We start from the raw sequence: 14045 nt of genomic DNA on the forward strand, positions 1-14045 counted from the left end.
GCGATCCTGATGCTGAGTATCGTCTCGCTCGGGCTGTTGGGCCTGCCGGCGCAGGCCGATCCGCTCTACCCCACCCCCGACCCCGATCCGTTCTACAGTGCACCGGCCGATCTCGGAGCGCTGCAGCCCGGCGATGTCGTGCGCACGCGCAAGATCGACACCGGACTCTACGTCGGCACCGAGGGCTGGCAGGTGGCGTTCCGCTCCACCAACTCGCAGGGCAACCCGGTCATGGGCATGACCACCGTGCTGCTCCCGGTCGGTGTCAAGAACCCGCCGCTGGTCTCCTATCAGGCGCTGATCAATTCCCTTGGCACCCAGTGCAGTCCATCGCGGTCGTTGTTCAACGGCGAATTGCAGGACGCGGTCGGCGCGATGCTGCCCATCGGCCGGGGCTGGGCGATCTCACTGCCCGACTATCTCGGCCCCACCGCCGCCTATGGCGCGGCACGGTTGAGCGGCATGATGACCTTGGACAGCGTCAAGGCCGTGCAGAAGGTGGCCGACCTCGGTCTGGCCAACTCGCCGGTCGCGATCGCGGGTTACTCCGGCGGCGGCATGGCCACCGCTTGGGCGGCCGCGCTGCAACCGAGCTACGCCCCCGACCTGAAGCTCACCGCCGCGGTCGCCGGCGGTATTCCCGCGGACATGGAGGAGATGGCGCTCGCCCTCGGCTTCGATCCGCACCCGGGCTTCGGGTTGGCCTTCGCCGCCGCCATGGGCTTGGAGCGTGAATACCCGAACCGGCTGCCGATTTCGGATCAGCTCAACCAAAACGGTTTGTGGTTCCGGGAATTCACGCACGACGCCTGCCGTCGCTTCCTGCTGTTCCACGGAGCTTTCCGTAGTGCCGAGCAGATGGCAGCGTCGAAGAGTCTGATGGACAGTCCGGAGGCGCGAGCGGTGTTGCGGGAGAACAGCTTGCGGTACTTCCCCGGAGTTCCGACAGTCCCCACCTTCATCTGGCAGGGCCGCTTCGACACGCTGACCTTCTTCAATCCGGTGGCCGAGGTCGCCGACCGCTATTGCAAGGCGGGAGCACCGGTCGACTTCCATCCCTATGAAATCGCGGAGCACATGACCACCGCGGTAGCCGGTTTCCCCGACGCATGGAACTACGTGGAGGCACGCTTCCACGGCGACCCGATCCCGACCAGCTGCTGACAACAGACGCGGCCCCGGAGTGTTCTCCGGGGCCGTGTTTCATTCCTGCTATTCGGTGATCGAGCGGACCTGTTCTTCGTACTTCGCACGGGTCTCGCCGTCGGCGGGGTGCAGGGCGCGGTCGCCGTCGAAAAGTCTGCGTACCAGGCGGACCGCGCGTTCGGGGGCCGCGGCCAGGGCTATGTCGATGGGGCCCAGGTAGTTCGGGACGGCTACCTCGGCCTTGCGGGTGCGGCAGGTGTGCAGGATGGCGGCCGCGACCTCTTCGGGGTCGACGGTGGGCATGCCCTTGCCGAGGGTCAGGCCCGAGGACAGGCGGGTGCGTACCGCGGACGGCATGACGCAGCTGACGCTGATGCCCTGCGGCGCGAACTCCAAACGCGTTGCGGCGGACAGACCTACGGCGGCGAACTTGCTGGCGTTGTAGACGGCGAGACCCGGAACCGGGATCTTGCCAGCGAGCGAGGCGACATTGACGACGTGGCCGCGGCGGCGCTCGATCATGCCGGGCACCACGGCGCGCATGCCGTGAATGAGACCCCAGACGTTGATGTCGATGGTGGCGTGGCCGACCGCATCGGGTTCGTCGAGGAACGCGCCGGCGGGCATGACACCCGCATTGTTGACCAGAACGTCCACCGCACCGAAGTCGGCGACCACCTTGTCCCACTGATCGCGGGCACGCACATCGAGCTCGTATGCGCGAGCGCCGATCGCGGCCGCCGCCGATTCCGCCGCGGCGGTGTCCACATCGGCGATGGCGATCCGAGCGCCCTTGGCCGCGAACAGTTCCGCGGTCGACTGGCCGATGCCGCGTCCCGCGCCGGTGATCAACACCCGCGCGCCATTCAGATCGATATCCGGATAACCGTGACCGAGGATGTTCATACGAAGACTCCTTGTTCCAGCGCCGTACGGGTGCTGTCCAGACTGTGTTCGAAGGTCGCGAGACGGCGGCGGCCGTCCATGAAGTTGGGGCCCATCACCGCGAGATCCGCAGCGGTGGCACCGATCACGAGCACGCGCGTGCCCGCCGAACGCAGCACGGCGACCTCGGCCGCGAGCTGGGCGCTCATCCGATTGCGCAGCTGGCGTTCCAGGAAATGGCCCGGACCGGTCGCGGGAATTTTGTCGACGGAGGCCATCGGCGCGAGCACCAATACCTCGTCGAGTTGCTGTGCGGCAAGCAGATCCACCGATGCCGTCGATCCGGCGCCGCCGTCGACGAAGCGCCGCCCCGCGATCGGTACGGGCGGGAACCAGCCGGGCACCGCCCACGATGCGCGCAACGCCGCACCCAACGTCGCCGGTGGTGCGTCGGGCGCGCCGAACGGAACCCGTTCTCCCGTCGCGTAATCCATGCTCACCAGCCAGGTCGCGGGGTGAGATACCCAGTCGCGACCGGGATTCAGGCGCTCCGCCAGATGCTGCAGCCAGCTCGCATCGCCACCACCGACCGGCAAAAGGCCGCTGCCCGCGGTGAGCAATCGCTGTCCGGTCTTGGGCGCGTGCAAGCTCAAGGCCAACTCACCCAGCCGCGGCCGGGGCAGCGGCGGAAACCGTCCGGGCTCGGAGCGCATATGCGCCAGCAGAATCGGATTGGTCGAGGTACCGCGCTGCATCGCGACGAGCTCGTCCACCGCGATGCCGCTGCCGAGCATGGTGACCGTCTCCGCACCCGCGGAGGTGCCGATGAGCACATCCGCCTCGCGCGGATCCCAGTCCAGCACGTCGCGGGCGGCGGCCAGCGCGGCGACGATCCAGGCGAATCCGAGCGTGCCGCCGCAGCCGATGGCCAGGCCGCGCCGCTGCGACCCGTTTTTGTTACCCATGGTTCCAAACACTAGCAGAATTCAAATACCTTCGGTATCCGAAATCCATCGGTACGTAGAATCGTCGGTATGGCACGTCTGACCCGGTCCGAAAGTCAGGCCCGCACCAGGGCCGACCTGATCGCGACCGCACGCGACCTCTTCCTGGCCGAGGGCTATGCGAAGACCAGCTTGGAGCGCGTCGCCGAGGAGGCGGGCTATTCGAAGGGCGCGGTGTACTCGAACTTCCGCACCAAGAAGGAGCTGTGCCTGGAGGTGCTCGGGCTGATCCACGCGACGAAGTTCGGCGAGGTGACCGATCTGCTCGCGGCGGGCGAGACCCTGGACGATCAGCTGGCGCGGTTCCACGAGTGGGCCGAACGGACCATCGGCGATGTCGGCTGGACCCTGCTCGAATTCGAATTCGCCACGGTGGCGCGCGACGATCCGGAACTGCAGGCAGCCCTGGTCTCCAGCCTCGCCGTGATGCGCGGCGCGGTCGCGGCGCAGGTGCAGACGCTCTCGGACACCATCGGAATCCCGCTGCCGATACCCGCCGAGGATGCCGCGACCGCGATTCTCAGCCTGGGTATCGGCCTGGGTATGCAACGGGCCGTCGATCCTTCGATACCGGCCCGGCTGATCACCGACGCGGTACGGCTGCTCGTGACGGTGGGCGAGGGACCGCTGCGCGGGATGAGCGCGAATCTCACGCCGTGAAGTGCAGCGTCCATTCGCCGCGGTAGTGCAGCCGGGTGACGCTGCCCGGCGGAATGTCGATCCGCCAGAATGATTTCGGCGGCGCGTCCAGGGTTACCAGCAGTGCGGCGCGGATCACCGCCGGATGGGTGACCGCGATGGTGGACATGCCCTCGGAGGCGATTTCGGCCATCCAGTACCTGGTCCGCTCGACCACGTCGACCACGGATTCGCCGCCGTGACCACGGAATTGCGGGTCGGTCAGCCAGGCATACAGCTCGTCCTGCGGTACCGACATCAGCTCACCGCCGCGCCACGCGCCCGCGTCCAGATCGCGCAGCCGGGCGTCCTCCTCGCCCGGAAGTCCCATCAGCGCAGCGGTTTCCACGGTTCGGCGCTCGGGTCCGGTGAGTACGCGAGCCGCCGCCAGGCGTCCACCCGCCGCGATTGCCCGGCGACCGGCCTCGGTCAGCGATTCGTCGACTGGAAAACGTGCCTTTCGCATCGCCTCGGTCATGCCATGGCTGACCAGGTCGAGTCTGAGCACCTTTTGCACGGATGGAAGCGTACGGCGCGGCGATGGCGGCCGTACTTCGATTGCCACCCCTTCGCTCGGGCGTCCGCCTCGCCCGGGACCATTTGCCGGTCTCGGGCGTGTCACGAGCGCCCGCGGGGTTGTCGGTGCCCGGGTGCACACTGAATGCTATGGCTCAGTTCTCCACCGCGACCCAGGAGTGGTTCGACGGCGCCTTCCCCGCGCCCACGGCCGCTCAGCTGGGCGCCTGGAAGGCCATTGCCGCAGGTGAGCACACATTGGTCGTCGCGCCGACCGGTTCGGGTAAGACGCTGTCGGCATTTCTGTGGGCCATCGATCAGCTCGCTGCCAGGGCGAAGCCGGAAGGGAAGGCGGCGCGCGGCACGTCGGTGCTCTATGTGTCGCCGCTCAAGGCATTGGCGGTGGACGTCGAGCGGAATCTGCGGGCGCCGCTGGTCGGGGTCACCCAGACCGCCAAACGGCTCGGGCTGGATCCGCCCTCGATCACCGTCGGCGTGCGGTCCGGCGATACCAGTGCGGCGGATCGGCGATCGATGCAGCGCACGCCACCCGACATTCTGATCACCACACCCGAATCGCTGTTCCTGATGCTCACCTCGGCGGCCAAGGAGACGCTGCGCGATGTCGGCACGGTCATCGTGGACGAGGTGCACGCCATCGCGGGCGGCAAGCGCGGTGCGCATCTGGCACTCTCGCTGGCCCGGCTGGACCTGCTGACCGAGCGACCCGCCCAGCGGATCGGACTCTCGGCGACGGTGCGGCCGCCCGAGGAGGTGGGGCGATTCCTGGTGGGGAATGCGCCTATCACCATTGTTTCGCCACCCGCGCCCAAGACCTTCGATTTGTCCGTCCGGGTGCCGATCGCGGATATGACCGAGCCGGGCGATTCCGATCAGCCCGGGTCGATCTGGCCGCATGTGGACGAGGCGATCGTGGATCTGGTGCTGGAGCACCGGTCATCGATCGTCTTCGCGAATTCGCGCAGGCTCGCCGAACGGTTGACCGCGCGGCTCAACGAGGCCTATGCCGCGCGGCTCGGTGATGCGGTGGAGACCGAGCACAAACCGCCCGCCCAGTTGGGCGCGTCCACCGAAGTGATCCACGGCGCCGAACCGCTGCTGGCCCGCGCGCACCACGGTTCGGTGAGCAAGGAGCAGCGGGCGATCATCGAGGACGATCTGAAGAGCGGGCGGCTGCGCTGTGTGGTGGCCACCAGCAGTCTCGAGCTCGGGATCGATATGGGTGCGGTCGATTTGGTGGTGCAGGTGGAGGCGCCGCCGTCGGTGGCCAGCGGATTGCAGCGGGTCGGGCGGGCCGGACACCAGGTCGGCGAGATCTCGCGCGGGGTGCTGTTCCCGAAGCATCGCACCGATGTCATCCACTGCGCGGTCGCCTCGCGGCGAATGACGGCGGGGCAGATCGAGGCGCTGCAGATTCCGGCGCATCCCTTGGACATCCTGGCCCAACAGACCGTCGCCGCCTGCGCGCTCGAGTCGGTCGATGTCGACGCGTGGTTCGAAACCGTGCGCGGCACCGGCAGTTACGCCTCGCTGCCCCGATCGGCGTACGAGTCGGTGCTGGATCTGCTCGCCGGTCGCTATCCATCGGATGAGTTCGCCGAGCTGCGGCCCCGGCTGGTGTGGGACCGCGACGCGGGCACGCTCACCGGTCGGCCCGGGGCGCAGCGACTGGCGGTGACCTCCGGCGGCGCGATTCCGGACCGTGGTCTGTTCGCGGTGTACATGGTCGGCGGCAGTGACTCATTGGGTCGCTCCGCAGGCTCCGCTCCCGGCACCTCGCGGGTGGGTGAACTCGATGAGGAGATGGTGTACGAGTCGCGGGTGGGCGATGTCTTCGCCCTCGGCGCGACCAGTTGGCGCATCGAGGAGATCACCTTCGACCGGGTGCTGGTCACGCCCGCGTTCGGGCAGCCGGGACGGCTCCCCTTTTGGCATGGCGACGGACTCGGACGACCCGCCGAACTCGGTGCCGCCCTCGGCGAATTCATTCGCAAAGCCGGTGCGAACTCGCCGCCGCGAATGGCGTCCGATCCGGACTCGGATCTGAAGACTCCGGCCAACGCAAAGAAGAGAACGACTTCGGTGGACCCGGCGGTCGACCAGCTCGTGCGCGGCGCGGGCCTCGACGACAATGCCACCGCGAACCTGGTGGCCCTGCTCGACGAACAGCGCACTGCGACCGGACAACTGCCCACCGACAAGACCTTGATCGTCGAGCGGTTCCGCGACGAACTCGGCGACTGGCGGCTGGTGCTGCATTCGCCGTACGGGCTACCGGTGCACGCGCCGTGGGCGCTGGCGATCGGGGCTCGACTGCGGGAGCGGTTCGGGGTCGATGTGGCGCCCAACGCCTCCGACGACGGCATTGTGGTGCGGCTGCCCGATACCACCGACGATCCACCCGGTGCGGAGCTTTTCGTCTTCGAACCCGATGAGATCGACGAGATCGTCACCGAGCAGGTCGGCGGGTCGGCGCTGTTCGCATCGCGGTTCCGGGAGTGTGCGGCGCGGGCGCTGCTGCTGCCCCGGCGCGATCCCGGTAAGCGTGCGCCGCTGTGGCAGCAGCGACAGCGGTCGGCGCAGTTGCTGGACGTGGCGCGGAAGTTCCCGGACTTCCCGATCCTGTTGGAGACGGTGCGCGAATGTCTGCGTGACGTCTACGATCTGCCGTCGCTGCGGGATCTGCTCGGGCGGGTGGCCCGGCGCCAGGTGCGGCTGGTCGAGGTGGAGACCGCGACACCCTCGCCCTTCGCCAATTCCCTGCTGTTCGACTACATCGGGCAGTTCATGTACGACGGTGACAGCCCGCTTGCCGAACGCCGGGCGGCCGCGCTGTCACTCGATTCGAGTCTGCTCGCCGAACTGCTCGGACGGGTGGAACTGCGAGAACTGCTGGACGCCAGCGTTATCGAGCAGACCGAGCAGGAATTGCAGCGCCGCACACCCGAGCGGTTGGCGCGGGATGCGGAGGGATTGGCCGATCTGTTGCGGCTACTCGGACCGCTCACCGCCGAGGAGGCCGCGCAGCGGTGCGTAGGTGCAGCACAGAGCACTGCCGTTCCGCTCGACGATGACGAGCCCGGCGAAACCGAGGAAGCACCGCATGGTGACGCGACCGAGTGGTTCGCCGGCTTGGTGAAAGCCAAGCGCGCACTGGAGGTTACGTTCGCCGGACGAACCTGGTGGGTCGCCGTAGAGGACGCCGCACGCCTGCGCGATGCGCTCGGCGTACCGCTGCCCATCGGCACCCCGGCCGCATTCATCGAACCGGTCGCCGACCCGCTCGGCGATCTGATCGGGCGTTACGCCCGTACCCACGGACCGTTCACCACCGAGGCGGTGGCCGCCCGATTCGGCCTCGGCACCGCGGTCGCCGCGACCGCACTGCATCGGCTGGTAGTCGAAAAACGGGTGGTAGAAGGCGAATTCACACCGGCGGCCGGTGGTTCCGAATGGTGTGATGCCCAGGTGCTGCGCCGGTTGCGTCGCCGCTCGCTGGCCGCTGCCCGGCACGAGGTGGAACCGGTCGCCACCGCCGCCTTCGGCCGCTTCCTACCGTCCTGGCAGCACGTCGGCACCGGTGAACTGCGGGGCGTCGACGGGGTCGCGGCCGTGGTGGAACAGCTCGCGGGCGTCCCGATTCCCGCCTCCGCGTGGGAATCGCTGGTCCTGCCCGCGCGGGTTCGCGACTACTCCCCTGCCATGCTGGATGAACTGATGGCCACCGGCGAGGTCATCTGGTCCGGGCACGGTGCCATCACCGCGAAGGACGGCTGGATCGCGCTGCATTCGGCCGACCAGGCACCGTTCACCTTGACTCCCGCCGACGAGATCGAACTGTCCGAGGTGCACTTGCGCCTGCTGTCGGCATTGGGCGCATCGATCGCTCCCTGGACCCCCATTGATTCAGATGCACGGCTCGGCGTGCAGCCCGGCACGGCCGGATCGGGCACCGACCAGGTCGTGGCGCTGGATGATGCGGCACTGGATGTTTCGGCGACACCGGGTGCTTCAAGGGCCCGGGATATCGGCAACGGCACCGCCGACCAAGGCGGTTCGCCACTGCGACTTCCCCCGGTCCTGCACGGCGGCGGCGCATACTTCTTCCGGCAACTCGCCGACACCACCGGACTACTCGACGACACCAGGGTCGCCGCCGCACTCTGGGAACTCGTATGGGCAGGCGTGGTCTCCGGTGACACATTCGCACCCGTGCGGGCACTGCTCTCGGGTACGGCCCGCACCACCACCGCCCATCGCACGCCCCGCCGCGCACCGCGCGGACGGGCCTACCTCCCCCGGCCGAACCTGCCGACCAGATCCGGACCGCCCGCGGTGGCGGGCCGCTGGTCGCTTTTGCCGGAGCGGGTGGCCGACAACACCGTGCGCGCCCACGCGACCGCGGACACCCTGCTGGAGCGGTACGGCGTGCTGACTCGCGGCTCGGTGCAGAACGAGGGCGTACCGGGCGGATTCGCGCTCATGTACCGCGTGCTCACCGAATTCGAGGATCGCGGCCGGTGTCGCCGTGGCTATTTCATCGATTCGCTGGGCGGCGCACAGTTCTCCACCACCGATGTGGTGGACCGACTGCGCTCCTTCGACACCGATCGCGCACGCCCGGGAACCACCGGACAACGCCGAAACACCGCACTCGCCTTGGCCGCAAGCGATCCCGCCAACCCCTACGGCGCGGCACTCCCCTGGCCGAAGGGCCCATCCGAGGGCGCTGGTCACCGGCCCGGGCGCAAGGCGGGCGCGATAGTCGTGCTCATCGATGGCGAACTCGCGCTGTATCTGGAGCGCGGCGGCAAAACCCTGCTCACCTTCACCGAGGACCCGAACGCCCGCCAGGCCGCTGCCGCCGCCCTGGGCGATCTGGTGCGCGACCGCCGCGTCGACGCACTGGTGATCGATCGGGTCGACGGAGAAACCGTGCACGGCAACACCTTCGCCGGTTTCCTGACCGAGGCCGGATTCTCGGCGACTCCTCGTGGCCTCCGACTACGGAGCAAGCCGTGACCAGACGAGCGACCACTGCACGGCCCGAACGCCGCGGTGAAGCTAGGCCCGGCACGGCCACGAGCGGACTCGTGCGGAGCCGACAATGATCCGTTCGATCCCGACCGATCTATGGTCGAGCCATGCCTGAAGGCGATACCGTGTTCCGCACCGCGGCCCGACTGCGGCTCGCGCTGGACGGAAAGACGCTGACCCGCAGCGATTTCCGGGTACCGCGCTATGCCACGGTGGATCTGGTCGGGCAGCGGGTCGAGGGAGTCGCCAGTTACGGCAAACACCTGTTCGTCCGCACCGACCAGGTCAGCGTCCACACGCATCTGAAGATGGAGGGCGAATGGCGGACCTACTGCACCGGTGAGCGCTGGACCAGGCCGCCGGTCACCGCCCGCCTCGTGCTCGGCACCGACGACACCGAGGCGGTCGGCTTTTCGCTGGGCACCGTCGAGGTGCTGCGGCGCGCGGACGAGCACACCGCCACCGACCATCTCGGTCCCGACCTGCTCGGCGACAACTGGGATGTGACCGAGGCGGTACGGCGGCTGGAACGGTATCCCGCCCAACCGATCGGCCTTGCCCTGATCGACCAGCGCAACCTCGCCGGAATCGGCAATATCTACCGCAGCGAAATCTGTTTCCTGCGCCGCGTGCACCCCGCCACCCCGGTCGGCGAGGTCCCCGACCTACTCGCCTTGGTGCACGAGGCGCATCGCGTGCTCACCAAGGCCGCCACCGAACCACCATGGCGGCCGCTGGCCTACGGCCGAGCCCGCCGCCCATGCCAGCGCTGCGGCACCCGCATGGTCGTCCATCTGCTCGGCGAGACCGAATCCGGGCCCCAGCCCGGCAGGACCGCCCGGATAACGCAGTCCGACCGCATCACCCAGCGTGAACGCGGCATCTACTTCTGCCCGCGCTGCCAGCCCGAACCGGCCTGATCGCGGGCGAGCCGAATTGCCATTTGCCATTCAGTTGCTAACACTTGTCCACGTTTCCACGACTAGCACCCTGGAGTACGGACAAGCAGGTTAGGAGCTGGCAAGAGTGATGGCACTGGACACGGGCGCGCGCCGCCTGATCGCGATTGCCGGTCGGCTGTTCACCGCTCTGCTCGCGATCACCGCCATCGCGGTTTTCAGTTATCTGCTCCTGCACGCAGTTTCCCCCGTCGGCGACTCGAGCACGCCGAAACCAGCACCACCCGCCACATCGACGCTGCACCAGTTTCCCAATTCACTAGACCGGTCGTCATAGTTCACGTACCGTAAGGCATGTGGCACCTCGCACCGACTCGCGCCAACGCTTCATCGATGCCGCGGCCGACCTCTTCCACACCCAGGGCTATCACGCCACCGGCTTGAATCAACTCGTCAGCGCTGGCGGCGCACCCAAGGGCTCGCTGTATTTCCATTTCCCCGGCGGCAAGGAACAGCTGGCCGCCGAGGCCGTCACCCAGTCGGGCAATCAACTGCGCGACCAACTCGAGGCGATCCTGACCAACGGCGGCGATATCAATACCGTCTTCGACGCCCTCACCGCACTGCTCGTCGATTCCGACTTCGACCGCGGCTGCCCGATCGCGACCATCGCACTCGACGCGGGGCGCGAGAGCGAACCGATCAGGCAGGCGTGCGTGACCAGTTTCGAATCCTGGCGGGCATCGATCGAAAAGTTCCTGCGGGACAAGGGAATCGACCGAGCGCGCGCCGCCGAGTTGTCCACCGTTGCCCTCGCCACGATCGAGGGCGCCCTCTTGCTCGCCAAGACCCAACGCGATACCGCCCCACTGCGGGCGGTCGCCGCTCATCTGCGCACCACCTTCGAACGGGAGCTTTCCTGATGCGAGTGCACCACCTCAATTGCGGCACCATGCGCCCACTCGGCGGGCGACTGATCGACGGCACCGGCGGCATCTTCCGCCGCGCCGAAATGGTCTGCCACTGCCTGCTCATCGAACTCGACTCCGGCCTCGTCCTGGTGGAGACCGGCATCGGCGAGCAGGCGGTGCACCGGCCCGAGGAATGGCTCGGCCGCCGGTTCCTCCGGCTCACCAATCCGGTCCTCGACCTCGCCCAGACCGCGGCGCACCAGATCGAGGCGCTGGGCTATCGCCGCGAGGATGTCCGCGACATCGTGCTCACCCATCTCGATCTCGACCACGCGGGCGGCCTCGCCGACTTCCCGCACGCGCGGGTGCACGTGCACGCCGAAGAGTTGCGCGCCCTGCAGGGCGGACATACGACCGAAGAACGCCTGCGCTACAAGGAACCTCAGTTCCGGCACGGTCCGCGCTGGGAGTCGTACGCGGATACCGGCGAAAGCTGGTTCGGTTTCGACGCGGTGCGCGAATTGACCGGGCTGCCACCGGAAATCCTGCTCGTCCCGCTCGCCGGACATACCCGCGGTCATACCGGCGTCGCCGTCGATACCGGCGACGGCTGGCTGCTGTCCGCGGGCGACTCCTACTACCATCCCGGCGTCCTCGATCCGGTCCGTCCGCGTCAGCCGCTCGGGTCGGCGATATTCGAGAGGAGCGTGCAGACACTGCCGGCGACCCGCATCGAAAATCAGCAGCGCCTGCGCGAACTCGTGCGCGAGCACGGCAATGAGGTCACGGTGTTCTCCGCGCACAGCGGGATCGAATTCCACGCCCTGGAGAAAGTCGCCGCCTAGCGCGGATCCCCAAACCCTTGACGGCCCAAGCACTCCCGGTTAACTTACAAAATGCAAGTTAATCCAGGGAGTGCATCGTGAACGATCCGCGGCGGTATGTGGTCATCGGTGGCGGTCTGGCCGGGCTCGCGTCCGCGGTCTGGTTGGCCGAGGCGGGTAAGCATGTCACCCTGCTGGAACGCCGCGGTCGGCTCGGCGGCCGGACACATGCGATGAAAGTCGAGGCGGCCGACGATCTTCCCGATAACGGCCAACATGTGATCGCCAGCGGTTACGACCATCTGTTCCGCTACCTGACCAGCGTGGGCACCCGCCAGTACGTCACCTTTCCGCATGGTGGGACGCTGCGCTGGCCGGGCGGGCGCAGCGTGTACATGTCGACCAAGGGCTGGCGCGCCTGGCGCACCCTGTTCGGCGCACATCCCGACGCGAGCCTGCTCGATCGGCTGCGCGCGGCCCGGGCCACGGTGCGACTGGGCTGGCAGAGCCTGCACCAGCCCGACGATCTCGCCGACCTCACCACCGAACAGTGGTTCAACCGGGTCGGTATGCCAGCGCCCGCGCGAGAAGCGTTGTGGGACTGGCTCGCTCTCGGTCTCGCGGCCGAACCGGTGCAGCAGGAATCGGCCAAGATCCTCGCCGATCTGCTGGCCACCGGCATCCGGCTCGGCATCGAACACCGTCAGGCGATCACCATCGGCTATCCGACCACCGACCTCGATACGCTCTACATCACCGGGGCCCAAAGGGTTTTCGAGAAATTCGGCGTCGAGGTCCGGCATCGCGCGGTGGCTCGCTGCATCAATATCGACAATGGCGCTGTGACCGGGGTGGTGCTCGCCGACGGCTCGGTCGTCCCGGCCGATGCCGTCGTATGCGCGGTACCGAATTCGAATGTCGGCGGACTGCTCGACGAACTACCCGAACATCCCGAAATCTACGCCGCCGCAGATAAATTAGGCTTCACGCCGATCGTCAGCACCAACCTGTATCTCGACCGCCCGCTGGGCACCAAGGCCGAATTCGAGGCGCTGATCGGCGGTACCGGCGTCATCGACGAGGTCTTCGACCGGCAGTTGATGACCGGGCGCAGCACCGACAAGGCCTGGCTGTACTGCCTGACCACCAGCGGCGCGTACGAGCAGATACACAAGACCAACGAGCAGATCATCGACGAACAGATGTGCCTGCTACGCCGCTACTACCCCGCGGCCGAAAATGCGAAAGTCATTCAGGGGCATGTGGTTCGGATGCCCAAGGCGACCTTCTCCCAGGTGCTCGGCACGCACGGCCTGCGCCCGGACCAGCGCACCTCGGTGCCGACGCTGGTGCTGGCCGGTGACTGGACCGCGACCGATTGGTCGGCAACCATGGAAAGCGCGGTCCAAAGCGCCGCCAAGGCGGTAGATCTGCTGCTTGCGCTACCGTCGATGCCGTGACCACGGAGCGCTCGACGTCCGAGCACCCCAGCGCGAAGCCATGCAACACGCCCAAGCGCCGCATGTCCGCGGCCGACCGGCGGGCCCAGCTACTCGACGTGGCGCGCGATATCGTCGCCGCCGATGGATTCGGCGCGGTCAGCATCGATCGGGTCGCGCGCGAGGCGCAGGTCGCACGGGCGCTGGTGTATCAGCAGTTCACCGATCTGTCCGGGATGATGACCGCCCTGCTGGATCGGGAATCGGCGATCGCGCTGGCGGGCATCGGCAGTGTCGATTGGGCTGGCACCGTCGACGATGTGGATCAGGTGGGCCGCGGCATCCTCACCTATCTGCATGCCGCGCCGACCAGTTGGCGGATCATCCTCAGCCCACCCGAGGGCGGACCACCCGATCTGCGCGACCGGCTCGAACTCGGCCGGGCCTATGCGCGCGCGATCGGCGCACGGCACCTGTCGCGCTATGCCGGGGTCACCGTCGATCCGGACGGCGCGACCGAGCGCATCCTGCTCGCGGCGTTGGAGGAACTGGCCCGGCTGCACCTGGCCGATCCGCGGCAATATCCGGATGAGCTTGTGCTGCAGTACATTCGGTCGCTCGTGTCATGGGCCACCCGTGTCGAAGCCCCGAAAAAGACGCCCTGAACACCGGTTTCCCCTTCATC

At 67.8% G+C, this 14045-nt stretch carries 11 protein-coding genes; 8 read left to right on the plus strand and 3 right to left on the minus strand.

The annotated features are described in order from the left end of the window. Positions 1 to 9 precede the first annotated feature (9 nt). Positions 10 to 1164, plus strand: a complete 1155-nt coding sequence (locus tag ACHQ4I_RS38045; protein WP_420776766.1) for a lipase family protein — start codon at positions 10 to 12, stop codon at positions 1162 to 1164. A gap of 48 nt (positions 1165 to 1212) precedes the next feature. Here the strand turns inward: ACHQ4I_RS38045 and ACHQ4I_RS38050 are convergent, their stop codons facing one another. Together ACHQ4I_RS38050 and ACHQ4I_RS38055 are read right to left on the minus strand one after the other, a co-directional pair. Next, positions 1213 to 2052: an SDR family oxidoreductase gene (locus tag ACHQ4I_RS38050; RefSeq protein ID WP_420776767.1), complete on the minus strand. Its 840-nt coding sequence runs from the start codon at positions 2050 to 2052 to the stop codon at positions 1213 to 1215. Then, positions 2049 to 2996 carry a patatin-like phospholipase family protein gene (locus ACHQ4I_RS38055; protein ID WP_420776768.1) on the minus strand — a complete coding sequence of 316 codons (948 nt, stop codon included), beginning with the start codon at positions 2994 to 2996 and terminating at the stop codon, positions 2049 to 2051. Before ACHQ4I_RS38055 ends, ACHQ4I_RS38050 begins: the two co-directional genes overlap by 4 nt. A 69-nt stretch (positions 2997 to 3065) precedes the next feature. Between ACHQ4I_RS38055 and ACHQ4I_RS38060 the strand changes: the two genes are divergently transcribed. Next, positions 3066 to 3695, plus strand: coding sequence for a TetR/AcrR family transcriptional regulator (locus ACHQ4I_RS38060; RefSeq protein WP_420776769.1), 630 nt, complete (start codon positions 3066 to 3068; stop codon positions 3693 to 3695). On the opposite strand, the gene ACHQ4I_RS38065 is transcribed toward ACHQ4I_RS38060, so the two are convergent. Further along, positions 3685 to 4230, minus strand: coding sequence for a histidine phosphatase family protein (locus ACHQ4I_RS38065; RefSeq protein WP_420776770.1), 546 nt, complete (start codon positions 4228 to 4230; stop codon positions 3685 to 3687). The two genes, ACHQ4I_RS38060 and ACHQ4I_RS38065, sit on opposite strands and share 11 nt — an antisense overlap. Positions 4231 to 4379: 149 nt before the next feature. On the opposite strand from ACHQ4I_RS38065, the gene ACHQ4I_RS38070 reads away from it, so the two are divergent. The 6 genes from ACHQ4I_RS38070 (at position 4380) to ACHQ4I_RS38095 (ending at position 14025) form a co-directional block, all read left to right on the plus strand. After that, positions 4380 to 9272 (plus strand): ATP-dependent helicase, encoded by a 4893-nt coding sequence (locus ACHQ4I_RS38070; protein ID WP_420776771.1) that lies wholly within the window; start codon positions 4380 to 4382, stop codon positions 9270 to 9272. Between the two features lie 122 nt (positions 9273 to 9394). Continuing rightward, positions 9395 to 10207, plus strand: a complete 813-nt coding sequence (locus tag ACHQ4I_RS38075; RefSeq protein WP_420776772.1) for a DNA-formamidopyrimidine glycosylase family protein — start codon at positions 9395 to 9397, stop codon at positions 10205 to 10207. 335 nt (positions 10208 to 10542) lie between these two features. Then, positions 10543 to 11109, plus strand: coding sequence for a TetR/AcrR family transcriptional regulator (locus tag ACHQ4I_RS38080; RefSeq protein WP_420776773.1), 567 nt, complete (start codon positions 10543 to 10545; stop codon positions 11107 to 11109). Further along, positions 11109 to 11942, plus strand: a complete 834-nt coding sequence (locus ACHQ4I_RS38085; RefSeq protein WP_420776774.1) for an MBL fold metallo-hydrolase — start codon at positions 11109 to 11111, stop codon at positions 11940 to 11942. The genes ACHQ4I_RS38080 and ACHQ4I_RS38085 overlap by 1 nt, the downstream gene beginning before the upstream one ends. A gap of 74 nt (positions 11943 to 12016) precedes the next feature. Beyond that, complete coding sequence (gene hpnE, locus ACHQ4I_RS38090) at positions 12017 to 13381, plus strand: hydroxysqualene dehydroxylase HpnE (RefSeq protein WP_420777076.1); 1365 nt, start codon at positions 12017 to 12019, stop codon at positions 13379 to 13381. Positions 13382 to 13443: 62 nt separating this feature from the next. Further along, positions 13444 to 14025 (plus strand): TetR/AcrR family transcriptional regulator, encoded by a 582-nt coding sequence (locus ACHQ4I_RS38095; protein WP_420777077.1) that lies wholly within the window; start codon positions 13444 to 13446, stop codon positions 14023 to 14025. The last annotated feature ends 20 nt before the right edge of the window (positions 14026 to 14045 follow it).

The sequence above is a fragment of the Nocardia nepalensis genome, from assembly GCF_048910785.1.
Lineage (GTDB): Bacteria > Actinomycetota > Actinomycetes > Mycobacteriales > Mycobacteriaceae > Nocardia > Nocardia nepalensis.

Coding starts and splice junctions, on each gene's coding strand:
- ACHQ4I_RS38045 (WP_420776766.1), top strand. CDS start 10: ATGCTGAGTATCGTCTCGCTCGGGCTGTTGGGCCTGCCGGCGCAGGCC.
- ACHQ4I_RS38050 (WP_420776767.1), bottom strand. CDS start 2,052: ATGAACATCCTCGGTCACGGTTATCCGGATATCGATCTGAATGGCGCG.
- ACHQ4I_RS38055 (WP_420776768.1), bottom strand. CDS start 2,996: ATGGGTAACAAAAACGGGTCGCAGCGGCGCGGCCTGGCCATCGGCTGC.
- ACHQ4I_RS38060 (WP_420776769.1), top strand. CDS start 3,066: ATGGCACGTCTGACCCGGTCCGAAAGTCAGGCCCGCACCAGGGCCGAC.
- ACHQ4I_RS38070 (WP_420776771.1), top strand. CDS start 4,380: ATGGCTCAGTTCTCCACCGCGACCCAGGAGTGGTTCGACGGCGCCTTC.
- ACHQ4I_RS38075 (WP_420776772.1), top strand. CDS start 9,395: ATGCCTGAAGGCGATACCGTGTTCCGCACCGCGGCCCGACTGCGGCTC.
- ACHQ4I_RS38085 (WP_420776774.1), top strand. CDS start 11,109: ATGCGAGTGCACCACCTCAATTGCGGCACCATGCGCCCACTCGGCGGG.
- ACHQ4I_RS38095 (WP_420777077.1), top strand. CDS start 13,444: ATGTCCGCGGCCGACCGGCGGGCCCAGCTACTCGACGTGGCGCGCGAT.